Raw genomic sequence first — 13,850 nt, 5'->3', positions numbered from 1 at the left:
AAAAATTTATAAAAATGAATTATAATTGACTAAAAATAGTGTTTCTCGTTATGAAAAATTTAGTAGTAGTCCGATGTGGAGATAATTCATTACATCCAGAGTGGGTTAATGAATCAGCTAATTTTGATGTGGTATTGAGTTATTTTGGTAATAATATTCTATATAATTTAGACCACATCAAGTTTGTACATAATTTTAAAGGATCTAAATGGCAAGGCTTATATGATTTTTTTCTAAATTATCCTGATATTTGGCAAGAATATGACTATATTTGGCTTCCTGATGATGACTTAAGTACAACTGCAGAGAGCTTAAATGTTTTTTTTAATTTATGTCGGGAATATCAATTTATATTGGCTCAGCCTGCATTAACAAAAAATAGTTATTTTTCACACCCATTATTATTGCAAGTAAGTAATTTTATTTATAGGGAAACAAATTTTGTTGAGGTTATGGCCCCTTGTTTTTCAAAGATAGCTTTTGAAAAATGTTGGAGAACATTTTCAGAGAATAAATCAGGGTGGGGTTTAGATGCATTATGGCCTGTTATGCTGGAAAATAAAGGGAAAATTGGTGTAATTGATGAAACACCAATATTTCATACACGCCCTGTTGGAATTGCTGGTCATGGTTTGGGTGATAATAAAGATTCTCCTTATAGTGAAGAAAAAAAACTATTAAAAAAATATAAAATTAGTATAAAGAATGGGTGTTTTTCTGGTTTATTAAGGAATGGTGAACTTTTAAGTGATAAAAAAACTGTATTTAATGAGATTGTTAAAGGTGTATCACCTATTCGGTTGAAAAATGTCATGGCATTTAATCGTCTTTATAATGAGATATTTCATCCTAATTATTCAATATATGTACGACCGAGATGGAAGAAAATTTTAGGAGTTAAATAAAGCAATGAAAAAAGTATTATGTGTTGGGGCTGGTTTTTCTTGTGCTGTTATTGCTCGTGAGTTGGCAGAAAAAGGACATGTTGTAACAGTAATTGATCAACGTCCACATGTGGCAGGAAATTGTCATACTCAACGTGATGATGAAACTGGAATTATGTTGCATGTATATGGCCCACATATCTTTCATACCGATAATCAAGAAGTATGGGATTATGTTAACAAATATGGTGAATTTAAATCTTTTGTAAATCGAGTTAAAGCTGTAAGTAATGGTAGTGTATACAGTCTACCTATTAATTTACATACAATTAATCAATTTTTTAATAAGCAATTTAATCCAAAACAGGCTCAGGAGTGGATTGAAAAACAGGCTGATTTATCGATAGAGGAGCCTATAACTTTTGAAGAGCAAGCAATGCGCTTCATTGGTAAGGATTTATATCATGCTTTTTTTTATGGCTATACTAAAAAGCAATGGGGACTTGAACCTAAAGAACTCCCAGCCAGTATTTTAAAAAGATTACCTGTTCGATTTAATTATGATGATAATTATTTTTCTCATCATTTTCAGGGAATACCGAGTGAAGGCTATACTAAAATTGTAGAAAATATTTTAAACCATCACAATATTATGGTTAATTTAAATACCAGTTTTGCTAAGAAAATGATCAGTCAGTATGATCATGTAATCTGGTCTGCACCTTTAGATTCATGGTTTGATTATCAATATGGCCGTTTAGGATACCGTACTTTAGATTTTGAGAAAGTAACAGATGATGGTGATTTTCAAGGAAATGCGGTAATTAATTACTGTGACCAAGAAATCCCATTTACTAGAATTTCTGAGCATAAACATTTTTCACCTTGGGAACAGCATGAGAAAACTGTTTATTATAAAGAGTTTAGTCGGTTATGTACGGAGAATGATATTCCATATTACCCAATTCGTTTAATTAATGATAAGGACTTATTGGTGAAATATGTTGAGCTGGCTCAGCAGGAAAATGATGTAACTTTCGTAGGACGTTTAGGAACTTATCGTTATTTGGATATGGATGTTACAATTGCTGAAGCATTAGTGACTGCTAAAAAGTTATTAAAGTCTTTTGAGTTAAATCAAAAAGCTCAAAGTTTTTATTATGATCCTATTTAATTGTGGAATTGTAGTAGATCATTTTAAAGCTGCTCCTACACTCAAACTATTATTTTAGATAATAATCTTTTTGATCTCCTCTAAACCGCTTATATCCCCACATATATTCAGAAGGAAAGCGGTTGATCATCTGTTCAACTGCTTGATTGAGTGCAGTGGTCGCAATTCCGATATCTCGATCATAGAGTGCTGGATCATTCAGATCATCGCAATACACATCAAATCCTTCACCATCCTCACGGCGGAAACAGCTTAATCCTACTAAACGGCATTGAGTTTTTTGTGCCATTTTACTTGCAAGTGTACTGGTTAAACAGGGAATTCCAAAAAAAGGAACGACAACCCCGCCTGAAGGTTGAGGAACATGATCTGGTAGAATGACGCTAAAACCACCTTGTTTCAAATTCTTAAATAACGCTTTTACACCATTAGCATCTGTTGGAACAAGTGTCGCATTTAACCGTTGACGAGCATGCAAAGCAAAAGCATTAAATCCTGAGTCTTTCATGGGTTTATACATAATGGTAGGAATACCATATTGATGTACCCATGCATTCATCATTTCCCATGTACCCAAATGCGGAGTAATAATCAAAGCACCACGCGGATCACTTAAAGCATTTGTTAATACTTCTAAATTATGTACAGTACGAATTTGCTGAATGCTCCATTCAGGAGGCATTGCCCAGCATTTCCCTGATTCAACATAACTCAAACATTGCTTGGTCACACTTTCTCGAGCAAGCTGTTCCTTTTGCTCTGAAGAAAGTGTTGGGTAGGCTAAACCAATATTAATTCTGGTTTTCCAAAGCATACTCTTATCAGGATTTTGATTGATAAAGTAGGCAGCCACTTTTGCAATACTACGCAAAAATGTTAGAGGGAGAATACGAAGTAAGGTACTGTAAAACGACATGACGATCAGTCTTGCTTATCTGTATTGCCTTTGAGCACCATATAAATTAGTGCTACAAAAATCAATAACGCACCTACAAGACTACTGACGCAGAAATATAAAATACGTTGATTGGTGGTCATATTGAAAAGTTCATTTGCCAAGATGTAACGCATAAAAAACCATTGAGCAAGTGAAAACACAATAATCACAATTGTGTGTCGACGTACATCAGGACGCATTGCCATAAGACTGACCTCTCAATAAAAAAGCAGCTTATTATGCCATTACGCTGCATGATCGCAAAGTAAAACCATGTAATATAAAAAAACCCTGCATTAAGCAGGGTCTTATTCAGCAATTAATTGAAAAAATTACTTTTCTTCAGCTTTTGCTTTTTCACGTAAACGAATACCCAAGTCACGCAATTGATTCGCTTCAACAGGCGCTGGTGCTTGAGTTAATGGACATTCAGCAGTCTTAGTTTTCGGGAATGCAATCACATCACGAATAGAAGAAGCGCCTGTCATAAGCATGATCAAACGATCAAGACCGAATGCCAAACCACCATGTGGAGGAGCACCGTAACGTAATGCATTGAGTAAGAAGCTGAATTTCTCTTCGGCTTCTTCTTCACCAATACCTAAAGCTTCAAAAATCGCTTTTTGCATTTCTAGTGTATAGATACGAAGTGAACCACCACCGATCTCAGTACCATTGAGTACCATATCGTATGCAACAGACAACGCTGCACCTGGATTGCTCTTCACTTCTTCAACACTTGATTTTGGTAGTGTGAATGGGTGATGCACAGAAGTCCATTTGCCATCATCAGTTTCTTCGAACATTGGGAAATCAACAACCCAAAGTGGTGCCCACTCGCAAGTTGCAAGATTCAAGTCATGACCGATTTTCACACGAAGTGCACCCATCGCATCATTTACAACTTTTGCTTTATCCGCACCGAAGAACACGATGTCGCCATTTTCAGCACCAACACGTTTTAATAAATCGAGTACGATTGGTTCGATGAATTTAACGATTGGAGATTGAAGACCTTCGATGCCTTTCTCAAGTTCATTGACTTTGATGTAAGCCAAGCCTTTAGCACCGTAGATGCCTACGAATTTGGTGTATTCGTCAATCGCACTACGTGGTAATGAACCAGCACCTGGTACACGTAAAGCGACAATACGACCTTTAGGATCTTTTGCAGGACCTGCGAAAACTTTGAACTCAACGTCTTGCATTAAGTCTGCAACGTCAACCAATTTCAATGGAATACGCATATCTGGTTTATCAGAAGCATAATCACGCATTGCGTCGGCATAAGTCATACGTTCGAATTTATCGAATTTTACATTCAATAATTCGTTGAACATTTTAACTGTTAAGCCTTCCATTAAATCCATGATGTCATCGTCACTCATGAACGATGTTTCAACGTCGATTTGGGTAAATTCAGGCTGACGATCTGCACGTAGATCTTCATCACGGAAACATTTCGCGATTTGGTAATAACGATCGATACCACCGACCATCAACAACTGTTTGAACAATTGTGGTGATTGTGGAAGCGCGTAAAAGCTACCATTTGAAACACGACTTGGGACTAAATAGTCACGTGCGCCCTCAGGAGTTGCACGAGTCAAGATCGGTGTTTCAACATCGAGGAAACCGTGATCTTCGAAATAGTTACGAATCAAGTTTGTAACTTTAGAACGGAAGCGTAAACGATCTAACATTTCTGGACGACGAATGTCCAAGAAACGGTATTTCAAACGAATTTCTTCAGAAATATTGGTGTTTTCGTCATTCAATGGGAATGGAGGTGTTTCAGAAGCAGCTAAAACTTCGATTTCTTTTGCTAAAACTTCGATTTGACCACTCACCATGTTGGCATTTTCAGTACCTTCATAGCGACGACGTACACGACCTGTAATTTTTAACACAAATTCAGAGCGTGCTTTATCCGCAGTTGAGAAAGCTTCTGGTGTATCAGGATCAATGACGACTTGAACTAAACCATCACGGTCACGCATATCAAGGAAAATTACACCACCATGGTCACGGCGACGATGAACCCATCCGCATAAAGTCACTGTTTGATCGATTTGGGCTTCAGTTAAAGAGCCACAGTAATGAGTGCGCATCATATTGAATTATTTATCCAAACTATATTGGCTAGAAGGTGAATGCGTAAACAGCGCATCACCAATGAAGGGGAGATTATGCCTTGTTGAACATATTGTCTCAAGTCTTAATCATTTCAACAGAATTTTAAAGCGACGCTTTTTTAAAAAAATGATCTTGTTTGACCTTTTCGATCAAATAATAGTAGCAACAGACATGCTGCTGTAAAAACACAAAGTGCTGTTTGAGTAAATTCGTTAATTGATTTACCAATAAAAAAATATCGTTCGGTGTACCAGAGTTCTGATGAAATATGACGACTATAGTCCCAAATCGACAACAATCCAGCAACTGTTGAAATCATTAAGCTTGTCGTGATAAATCCTTTGATTTTAATCGGTACAGGTTGAGCTAGTTTATGTTTGATGTAATAGCGTTTGCACATCCATAAGAGAAAAGGTAAGGCAAGAATAGATGAAGCAATCTGCAAAATAAAATGTAATGGATAATGCAAACCAAAGAGAGAAATATCTTGTGCGAGTAAATCTTTAAAAGCGAAGGTCCGAAAGTCCAGATGGGTTAATCCATCCCAGATTAAATGTGTCGCTGTACCCAAAATAATCGCAAAGCAATTCATAAGAATAAAGCCCACTGCGTCATCAAAATTGCTGATCTTTATGGGATCTTTTATACCCAGAAAGCGATAACTGACAGGTCGATAAATGAGATACCACAAGAGACAAAAGAATAATCCAATCGGAAGATTGGGGAATAATATGCCAGACCACTGATGTGTTAATGCAATTGTTTCTTGAGTAAATAAACGATGCAGGTCTGGGGTCATACAGCCGATTGCAAGCGCTGCGACAGGCAAATGACCCTTACTCAATTTTGATAGAGGTGGTGCAAGAACAGCGTGAGAAAGAGTAAATGGCATATTCTTGGAGCGTTATAAACATTGAATAATGGATCAGCAGTGTAGCAAATGTTTTTTGTGGTTATGTTTTTTATTGCAAAATAAATGAAATGTTATAATATAACAAAATATATTTAAGCTGATCTGAGACACGGCATGTCATTTTCTAAAAACATTTTGACTTTATCTATTTTAGCAATAGCCAGTAGTACCACCTTTGCAGAAGAGGAAACAAAGGTTCAACAACTTGCTACGATTGAAATTAAAGCGCACCCTTTAGAGCGAAATGCTGCCGATTTTGCTGTCGCAGATCATGTGGTTGAGCAAAAAGAGTTAACTGAAAAAAGTGTAACATTAGGTGATGCCTTAGCTGGTGAGATGGGGATACATACCAATCAGTTTGGCGCAGGTTCAAGTCGTCCAGTGATTCGCGGACAAGATGGTGCTCGAATCAAAGTGTTGCAAAATGCCTCTGAAAATATTGATGTTTCAACCTTATCGCCTGACCATGCGGTCACGGTTGATCCATTATTAGCAAAGAAAATAGAAGTTATTCAAGGACCATCTACTTTACTTTACGGTGCTGGTACTGTAGGTGGTTTGGTCAATGTCACAGACAGCAAAATTCCGACACAGATGCCAGAAAATGGTTATGAGGGGAATATTGGACTCCGTTATAACACGGGTAGTGATGAAAAATTAGCAAGCGCGGGTGTTACCGTTGGTTTAGGTGATCAAGTTGCATTACGTGTTGAGGGCTTAAAGCGTGAAGCCAATGATTATATTGCACCTGATTATTTCCATGAAGGCGAAAAAGAACGTCGAGTCGATAATACTTTTGCCAAAGGGCAAACTATAAATGTCGGTCTATCGTGGATTTATGATCGTGGCTTTACGGGTATTTCCTATAGCAACCGTCAGGACCAATATGGCTTGCCAGGACATAGCCATGAATATGAAAGCTGCCATTTACAAGGTCTGAGTTTACATTGTGATGATCACGACCCAAATGATGCGCATAATGCGGGACCTTGGATTGACTTAAAATCAGAGCGTTATGATGTTCGTACTGAGTTGGACAACCCATTTGCAGGCTTTAAAAAATTACGCGCACAAGCGAGTTATACAGATTATCAACATGATGAGATCGAAGAAGAGATCATCGCGACTCGTTTTAAAAACAAGGGTTATGATGGACGTTTAGAGTTGGTACACAACCCACTGGGTGCATGGGAAGGGGTCATTGGTACACAATATGGGCAACAAAAATTAAAACTTACAGGTGAAGAAGCCTTTTTAGCGCCAAATACCACTAAAAAATGGAGTGTGTTCGCATTAGAACATGCACAACTTAATGATGTTCATGTTGAATTAGCTGCTCGCGCAGAACAGCAAAAAATTAATATTGATGATGCAACGAAAAAAGATTTCGACGGTTCGGCTTTTTCTGTTTCTGGTGCCACCAATTGGGAGTTTGCACCAAACTATAAACTTTCTTTGGTTACTTCACATCAAGAGCGTTTGCCTTTAGCACAAGAGCTATATGCGGATGGTAAACATTTTGCGACCAATACCTATGAGTTAGGAAATGATCAGCTTAAAAAAGAGCAGTCAAATAATGTCGAACTTGGTTTTCATTACGATGATAACAACCGTTTTGATTATCATGTCCATGTTTATCATAACTGGTTTGATGACTACATTTACGCACAAACTTTAGATCGTTACGAAGACTTCCGCTTAGTAAAATATACTCAAGACAAAGCACGTTTTTATGGAGCTGAGGCAGAAGCTGCTTACCAAATTTCTCCGACATACAAAATTGGTGTGTTTGGTGATTACGTGCGTGGAAAAATCGACAATGAAAATGCTCCACGTGTTCCAGCGGGGCGTTTAGGGACTAAAGTAAATGCTGATTTTGGTGATGGTTTTAGCGGTTCAGCTGAGTATTATCATGTATTCCAACAAGATAAGATCGCAGCTTATGAAACCGATACCCAAAGTTATAATATGCTCAATCTGGGTGTGGCGTATTCAGGTAATTATGGCAATGTCGGTGATTATCGTATATTCCTCAATGCTAATAATTTGTTGGATGATCAGGTTTATCAACATGCATCATTCTTATCAACCATTCCACAAGTTGGACGTAATTTTAGCGTTGGTGTGAACTTTAGTTTCTAATTTGTCACTCAAATCTTATTGAAAAATCAAAGTATAAGCTCTAGCCTTAGTCCATTAGGCTAGGGCTTTTTCTGTTTATATGCGCATCTTCCAAAGAATTCATCAAAAATTAAACTGGTCAGGTCGACGTTACATGGCAGTCATATTGAGTATTTTTGCGATTGGGTATATTGCTTCGGCAATTTATCACACTGTAAAACCACTCCCAAAAGGACTGGATTTTACGGGACAACTTCGTCATGCCAATGTGAAATTTTTAGCGGATCAAACTTATATTGATATACAAGGTCAGCAACAAGTTGATCAGCATATTTTCAAAGAAGTATTCCAACTGATTGATCAAGCACAAACCACGATCGTGCTAGATATGTTTCTATTTAATCAGGAAGTTGGTGAATCAAAGGTAAAGCAATTTCCATTGATGCAACAACTCACTGATGCGTTAATTCTGAAACGTAAACTTTACCCCGCAATTCAAATCGTTGTGATTACAGATCCAATTAACTCGGTTTATGGTGGGATTGCACCAAAGCATTACCGTCAGCTTCGTCAAGCAGGCGTAGATGTGATAGAAACTGATCTAAAACCATTGCGAGCCTCGAATCCACTGTGGTCGGGATTTTGGTATATTTGTTGCCAAAATTTAGGCAATAATCCTGAAGGTGGTTGGTTAAGTAATCCCTTTGGGAAGGATAAAGTGACCTTACGTAGTTATTTAGAATTGTTAAATTTTAAAGCCAATCACCGTAAAACCTTAGTGGTCGATACGGCTCAAGGCTGGAAGAGTTTAGTGACCTCAGCGAATCCTCATGATGGAAGTTCACATCATAGTAATGTCGCATTGGTCGTGGATGGCCCAACCGCGATTGATATATTACAAACTGAGCAAACCGTCGCGAATATGTCACAAGGTTCAAGTCCTTTTGTGATTATGGGTGGGCTGGTGGAAGATAAGCGCTTGCCACAGGTGCAGCTACTGACTGAAAAAGCGATTTATGATGCTGTGTTGAAGATGATTCAATCTGCAAAAAGTGAAGAGCATTTGGACATGGCTATGTTCTATCTGTCTGAGCGAAATATCATTGAGGCGTTAAAACAGGCTAAACAACGTGGTGTAAATATCCGTATCATGCTTGATCCAAATAAAGATGCATTTGGTCGTCAAAAGAATGGTATTCCAAATCGCCCAGTGGCTTCAGAACTGAATGCGGTAGGCATTCCAATTCGTTGGTGTGATACCCATGGTGAACAATGCCATAGTAAAATGCTACTCAAATATAACGCTCAGCAAGCTGAGTTGATGCTAGGTTCAGCGAACTTCACCGCACGAAATCTTAAAAACTATAACCTTGAGACAGACATGCGCGTTTTAGGTTCAGCACAAGCACAGGTCTTTAAAGATGTAGGACAGTATTTTGATGCTGCTTGGAGTAATGCGAATGGTCGTCAGATCACGGTTGATTATGCAAAATATGCTGATGAGTCAAAAGTGAAATACTGGCTCTATCGTTTTATGGAGTGGTCGGGCTTATCGACTTTCTAAAAGAAAGAGGCTTTAAGCCTCTTTTTTTATTGCGGATTGGGTGGAATCAATTGATCTAAGTCCTTATCAGCCAATTGATCTAATTCACTTAAATCCATTTTGATTTTCCACTGGCTTTCATCCTCCACAGGCGTTGGAAGTCGTGCTTCCAGCCAGTCACACACTACATCAGGACTAAACTCAGCATGATTACATTGAATCACCCAAGCTAAAAAGTCTTTCGCTTCACCATTCATATAAGGAGGAGGAGAGACAGGGAAGAATTGAGTGGGTAAGCGCTCATTGGTCGATAAGTAGTTCAGAACATGCCCAAGCTCTTGAACAGTTTGCCATGCAAGTGGATGTGCAACATCAATATTAAATTTAAACCACCATGCATGTTGACCATCTGTGCCATGTGCAACGATGCGAGCTTCCTGCACACTTGGAACTTTACAAAAGAATTGATAAAGGCGATCAAAATTCATTTCAGCCACAAATGTCGTCTCAAAATCAAAAATATAATTTTAGCATATCTCTATTTAACTATCCGTAGATGTGATTGATCGATGAATTGATTGATTAGATCTGAAAAAATATTATTACAACAGTCATGCTTAATTTTTATTCTAAAATAGAAAGATACTCTGATTTCACAGGAGATAATCATGAAGCAATCTAAAATTTATATTTATGGCTTGGCGACTATATTGGGTTATCTCCCTATCATGAGTTATGCAGATAATGCTTGGAGTGGCTATAGTGGGGTGGAAAGACGTTCGTATCCTCAAACTCCTCGTTATCAACCAGCAGCAGAAGATCCTTTCGCATTTTCAAATCAGCGTTACACACCGAAGGCACCACCCAAAGGCTATTATTATCAGCCCTATCAAAATAATAACCACTCTTACCCCAACCATCGACCAAGCGTTCGTATTGAATACTATCCAGAAACACAATATGAGCACAGCTATCGACGTGAATCATTTGTTGTTGGAAATGAATTACCCGACGAGTTTCGTAGTGAACGCTATGTGATTCGAGATTGGGATTCATATTCATTGCGTGAACCACCAAGAGGTAGGCACTGGGTGATGGTCGATGGTCGTTATCTTTTGGTGACTGATGATAATTTTACGATTGAAATTATTCGCTGATTTTAAATGTTTTTTTGAATTTTATTCAAAATTGAAATCTCCATAATTTCTTGGTTTTCATTACAAAGTTTTGCAATGTCACTGGATTTGTTCATGGTTTCTCCTTGAGTTTCTCTTAATCTGGATTTAGGTCAAACAGAGGATCAAACAATGAAAAAGACAGCAATATTACTTGTATCAACCTTAATGCTTGGTGTTTCTGCATCTGCGATGGCAGATTCAAATCGCTGGAACAATCATCACGATCATAAAGATCGTTACGATCATCGCTATGACCGCCATGATCATCGTGAAGCCCGCTGGTCAAATGGTGATCGTGGCAAACACTATGGTCAACGCATAAATCTTAAACGTGGTGAACGTTTACCTTCAGAGTTCCGTAGCAACCGATATATGATTTCCAACTATCGTATGCACCGTTTATATGAACCACCACGTGGTTATCACTGGATGCAGGTACAGGGCAAATATGTATTGGTTGATTCGAAATATCGTGTGTTCCGAGTTGCATAAAATACCTAAGAAAAAGCAGGCGAAATGCCTGCTTTTTTTATTTATGCAAGTTCGTCATCTTGTGGTCGTGGTGTCTTATTTGCAGGAAGTTGTTGTTCATGATCTTTACCACGAATCACCGATGGATAGTTCCACGAAGCAAAACGCACCACTAAAATGGCTAGGGCGAGGATTAAAATAGAACCCGTAATAATCACCTGATCCATTGAGGCTTTATGATTGTGCTGAATATCAGCAATCAGTAAACGGGTTAGTGCGGTAATTGCCACGTAAATCAAAAAGCGCACGGGCATGTGATTGGTCTTGAAATAAATCCCAACCATCGCGCCCAGTTCAAGATAGATAAATAACAGCAGAATATCGTCAATGCTTGCGTATTGCTTAACGGTCAAAATTTCAATCACCGTATGCACGGCTGACCATGCGATCATACAGCCGATAATAAACAGCGCCAGATAATGAAATGCTTCAACCGCATAGTGACCTAAACGGTCGAATAGACGTTGCAGGTCTTCAAGTTTCTCTTTTGAACTAGACATGGAAATTTAATGTACTCAACATGATCATGAAAATGGATGCAATTTTTATGCTGATTTTATTATAGCCATAAAAAAACTGCCTAAACCAAATGATTTAGGCAGTTTTTAAAACCGAACTAGAATTAAGCTTGGTTTGTGAAGTAATCTTCGCTGAAGTTCATGATTAAGTCAGAACCTGCTTTAATCTTCGCAAGGCGAGAATCAAGTTCTGGCAAAATACGGTCAACAAAGTACTGTGCCAAAGCAAGTTTGTTTTGGTAGAAATCACCAGACTTATCTTTTGCAGCAGCAGCAATCTTAGCAAACATATAAGCAAAGCTAAGTAGACCAACTGCGCTTAAGTAATCTACTGCAGCAGCATTCGGGAAGTCTACATTTTCAGCTGCTTGCTCAATGATGAATTGAGTGATTGCTTCAATCTCAGTTGCAGCATCTAAAGTTGCATCTTTAATGAAGTTTAAGTCAGTGTCTAATGAATTGGCAAAATCACGGATTTCAGCAATATATTCAGCGATGAACGCACCGCCACACTTAATGGTTTTGCGACCAATTAAGTCTTGAGATTGAACGCCGTTTGTTCCTTCGTAAATTTGAGAAATACGAAGATCACGGATGCACTGTTCCATACCCCATTCACGAATATAACCGTGGCCACCAAATACCATTTGCGCATCTAAAGTTGCTTGGAATGCAGTATCTGTGAGGTAAGCTTTTGCAATTGGTGTTAACAGCGCAACACGGTCATTGGCTTTCTTCACTGCTTCTGCATCAGTAGAGAATTTAGTGATATCAAGCTGTTGACCTACATATACTGCAAATGCACGAGATGCTTCATTATTTGCACGTACATTCAATAACATACGACGAACATCACCGTGAACTAAGATGCTATCCGCAGGTTTACTTGGAGATTTAACACCAGAAGCACTACGACCTTGTAAACGATCAGTCGCATATTGAGCTGCATTTTGGTAAGCAAATTCAGAAGCACCAAGACCTTGGATACCCATTGATAAACGTTCATAGTTCATCATCACGAACATTGCTGCAAGACCTTCGTTTTCTTTACCAACGAGATAACCTTTTGCAGCATCAAAATTCATCACGCAAGTTGCAGATGCCTTGATCCCCATTTTATGTTCGATTGAACCAGGGCCAACAGGGTTACGCTCACCTAAAGAACCATCTGCATTTACAATGTATTTCGGTACGATGAATAAAGAAATACCACGTGAACCCGCAGGTGCATCAGGTGTTTTTGCAAGAACTAAGTGAATGATGTTTTCAGCGAGATCGTGATCACCACCTGTGATGAAGATCTTAGTACCTGTAATGTTATACGTACCATCTTCGTTGCGTTCAGCTTTGGTTTTAATAATTCCTAAATCTGTACCTGCATGCGGTTCAGTTAAGCACATCGTACCTGACCATTCGCCAGAGTAGATTTTAGGTAAATAAGTTTCTTTTTGCTCTTGAGATGCATAGCTGTTTAATGCCATACCTGCACCCACAGAAAGAAGCGGGTAGAGCAAGAATGATGGATTGGTTGCGAATAACATCTCATCAGCAAGAACAGTCAGCATTTTTGGCATTGCCTGACCGCCCCATTCCTCATCAGCACCTAAGCCAATCCAACCACCTTCAGCGTATTGACGGAATGCTTCTTTAAAGCCTGCTGGTGTGAATACTTCACCGTTAACCCAACGTGCACCTTCTTCATCACCAGTACGGTTTAATGGATGCGTCACGTTTTGGGCAAACTTTGCCATTTCTTCTAAAATTGCTTCGGCGGTTGCAGCATCTACATGAGCAAGATTCTCATTAGACTGCCAGAATTGTTCTGCTTTAAATACATCATTTAAGATGAATTTCATGTCTGCTAAAGGTGCATTGTAAATTGGCATAATCATTCCTTTTTACGCACATGTCATGT

General features: G+C 38.5%; 13 protein-coding genes. 6 read left to right on the top strand and 7 right to left on the bottom strand.

Features of this window, described 5'->3' with window-relative positions; all coding sequences use genetic code 11:
• Positions 1–50 precede the first annotated feature (50 nt).
• Positions 51–905: a DUF707 domain-containing protein gene (locus CDG55_RS11905; RefSeq protein WP_087535669.1), complete on the top strand. Its 855-nt coding sequence runs from the start codon at positions 51–53 to the stop codon at positions 903–905.
• 4 nt (positions 906–909) lie between these two features.
• Positions 910–2,058: a UDP-galactopyranose mutase gene (gene glf / locus CDG55_RS11900; protein ID WP_087535670.1), complete on the top strand. Its 1,149-nt coding sequence runs from the start codon at positions 910–912 to the stop codon at positions 2,056–2,058.
• Between the two features lie 49 nt (positions 2,059–2,107).
• On the opposite strand, the gene CDG55_RS11895 is transcribed toward glf, so the two are convergent.
• From CDG55_RS11895 to CDG55_RS11880, 4 genes are all read right to left on the bottom strand, one after another.
• Positions 2,108–2,974, bottom strand: coding sequence for a lysophospholipid acyltransferase family protein (locus CDG55_RS11895; RefSeq protein WP_087535671.1), 867 nt, complete (start codon positions 2,972–2,974; stop codon positions 2,108–2,110).
• 5 nt (positions 2,975–2,979) lie between these two features.
• Complete coding sequence (locus CDG55_RS11890; protein WP_004664817.1) at positions 2,980–3,201, bottom strand: hypothetical protein; 222 nt, start codon at positions 3,199–3,201, stop codon at positions 2,980–2,982.
• A 126-nt stretch (positions 3,202–3,327) separates the two neighbouring features.
• Positions 3,328–5,109 (bottom strand): aspartate--tRNA ligase, encoded by a 1,782-nt coding sequence (aspS, locus tag CDG55_RS11885; protein ID WP_087535672.1) that lies wholly within the window; start codon positions 5,107–5,109, stop codon positions 3,328–3,330.
• A gap of 140 nt (positions 5,110–5,249) precedes the next feature.
• On the bottom strand, positions 5,250–6,023 hold the full coding sequence (locus CDG55_RS11880) for a DUF4184 family protein (RefSeq protein ID WP_087535673.1): 774 nt from the start codon (positions 6,021–6,023) through the stop codon (positions 5,250–5,252).
• Positions 6,024–6,158: 135 nt separating this feature from the next.
• On the opposite strand from CDG55_RS11880, the gene znuD reads away from it, so the two are divergent.
• Both znuD and CDG55_RS11870 read left to right on the top strand, forming a co-directional pair.
• Complete coding sequence (znuD, locus tag CDG55_RS11875; protein ID WP_087535674.1) at positions 6,159–8,186, top strand: zinc piracy TonB-dependent receptor ZnuD; 2,028 nt, start codon at positions 6,159–6,161, stop codon at positions 8,184–8,186.
• Positions 8,187–8,265: 79 nt separating this feature from the next.
• The gene (locus tag CDG55_RS11870; protein WP_171287523.1) at positions 8,266–9,729 is read left to right on the top strand and encodes a phospholipase D family protein; all 1,464 of its coding nucleotides are present in this window, start codon (positions 8,266–8,268) and stop codon (positions 9,727–9,729) included.
• Between the two features lie 26 nt (positions 9,730–9,755).
• Here the strand turns inward: CDG55_RS11870 and CDG55_RS11865 are convergent, their stop codons facing one another.
• On the bottom strand, positions 9,756–10,196 hold the full coding sequence (locus tag CDG55_RS11865; RefSeq protein ID WP_087535773.1) for a hypothetical protein: 441 nt from the start codon (positions 10,194–10,196) through the stop codon (positions 9,756–9,758).
• Between the two features lie 180 nt (positions 10,197–10,376).
• On the opposite strand from CDG55_RS11865, the gene CDG55_RS11860 reads away from it, so the two are divergent.
• Together CDG55_RS11860 and CDG55_RS11855 are read left to right on the top strand one after the other, a co-directional pair.
• Positions 10,377–10,865: an RcnB family protein gene (locus tag CDG55_RS11860; RefSeq protein ID WP_087535675.1), complete on the top strand. Its 489-nt coding sequence runs from the start codon at positions 10,377–10,379 to the stop codon at positions 10,863–10,865.
• Positions 10,866–11,015: 150 nt separating this feature from the next.
• Entirely contained in the window at positions 11,016–11,378 is a 363-nt protein-coding gene (locus tag CDG55_RS11855) for an RcnB family protein (protein WP_087535676.1), read from the top strand.
• A 41-nt stretch (positions 11,379–11,419) separates the two neighbouring features.
• Here the strand turns inward: CDG55_RS11855 and CDG55_RS11850 are convergent, their stop codons facing one another.
• Together CDG55_RS11850 and CDG55_RS11845 are read right to left on the bottom strand one after the other, a co-directional pair.
• Positions 11,420–11,917, bottom strand: coding sequence for a phosphate-starvation-inducible protein PsiE (locus tag CDG55_RS11850; protein WP_005162200.1), 498 nt, complete (start codon positions 11,915–11,917; stop codon positions 11,420–11,422).
• Between the two features lie 122 nt (positions 11,918–12,039).
• Entirely contained in the window at positions 12,040–13,821 is a 1,782-nt protein-coding gene (locus CDG55_RS11845) for an acyl-CoA dehydrogenase C-terminal domain-containing protein (protein ID WP_087535677.1), read from the bottom strand.
• Positions 13,822–13,850: the final 29 nt, after the last annotated feature.

It is taken from the genome of Acinetobacter sp. WCHA45, assembly GCF_002165255.2.
Classification (GTDB): domain Bacteria; phylum Pseudomonadota; class Gammaproteobacteria; order Pseudomonadales; family Moraxellaceae; genus Acinetobacter.
The sequence above is the reverse complement of the archived record's forward strand: the minus strand, read 5'-3'. Positions and strand labels throughout refer to the sequence as shown.

Coding starts and splice junctions, on each gene's coding strand:
- CDG55_RS11905 (WP_087535669.1), top strand. CDS start 51: ATGAAAAATTTAGTAGTAGTCCGATGTGGAGATAATTCATTACATCCA.
- glf (WP_087535670.1), top strand. CDS start 910: ATGAAAAAAGTATTATGTGTTGGGGCTGGTTTTTCTTGTGCTGTTATT.
- CDG55_RS11895 (WP_087535671.1), bottom strand. CDS start 2,974: ATGTCGTTTTACAGTACCTTACTTCGTATTCTCCCTCTAACATTTTTG.
- CDG55_RS11890 (WP_004664817.1), bottom strand. CDS start 3,201: ATGGCAATGCGTCCTGATGTACGTCGACACACAATTGTGATTATTGTG.
- aspS (WP_087535672.1), bottom strand. CDS start 5,109: ATGATGCGCACTCATTACTGTGGCTCTTTAACTGAAGCCCAAATCGAT.
- CDG55_RS11880 (WP_087535673.1), bottom strand. CDS start 6,023: ATGCCATTTACTCTTTCTCACGCTGTTCTTGCACCACCTCTATCAAAA.
- znuD (WP_087535674.1), top strand. CDS start 6,159: ATGTCATTTTCTAAAAACATTTTGACTTTATCTATTTTAGCAATAGCC.
- CDG55_RS11870 (WP_171287523.1), top strand. CDS start 8,266: ATGCGCATCTTCCAAAGAATTCATCAAAAATTAAACTGGTCAGGTCGA.
- CDG55_RS11865 (WP_087535773.1), bottom strand. CDS start 10,196: ATGAATTTTGATCGCCTTTATCAATTCTTTTGTAAAGTTCCAAGTGTG.
- CDG55_RS11860 (WP_087535675.1), top strand. CDS start 10,377: ATGAAGCAATCTAAAATTTATATTTATGGCTTGGCGACTATATTGGGT.
- CDG55_RS11855 (WP_087535676.1), top strand. CDS start 11,016: ATGAAAAAGACAGCAATATTACTTGTATCAACCTTAATGCTTGGTGTT.
- CDG55_RS11850 (WP_005162200.1), bottom strand. CDS start 11,917: ATGTCTAGTTCAAAAGAGAAACTTGAAGACCTGCAACGTCTATTCGAC.
- CDG55_RS11845 (WP_087535677.1), bottom strand. CDS start 13,821: ATGCCAATTTACAATGCACCTTTAGCAGACATGAAATTCATCTTAAAT.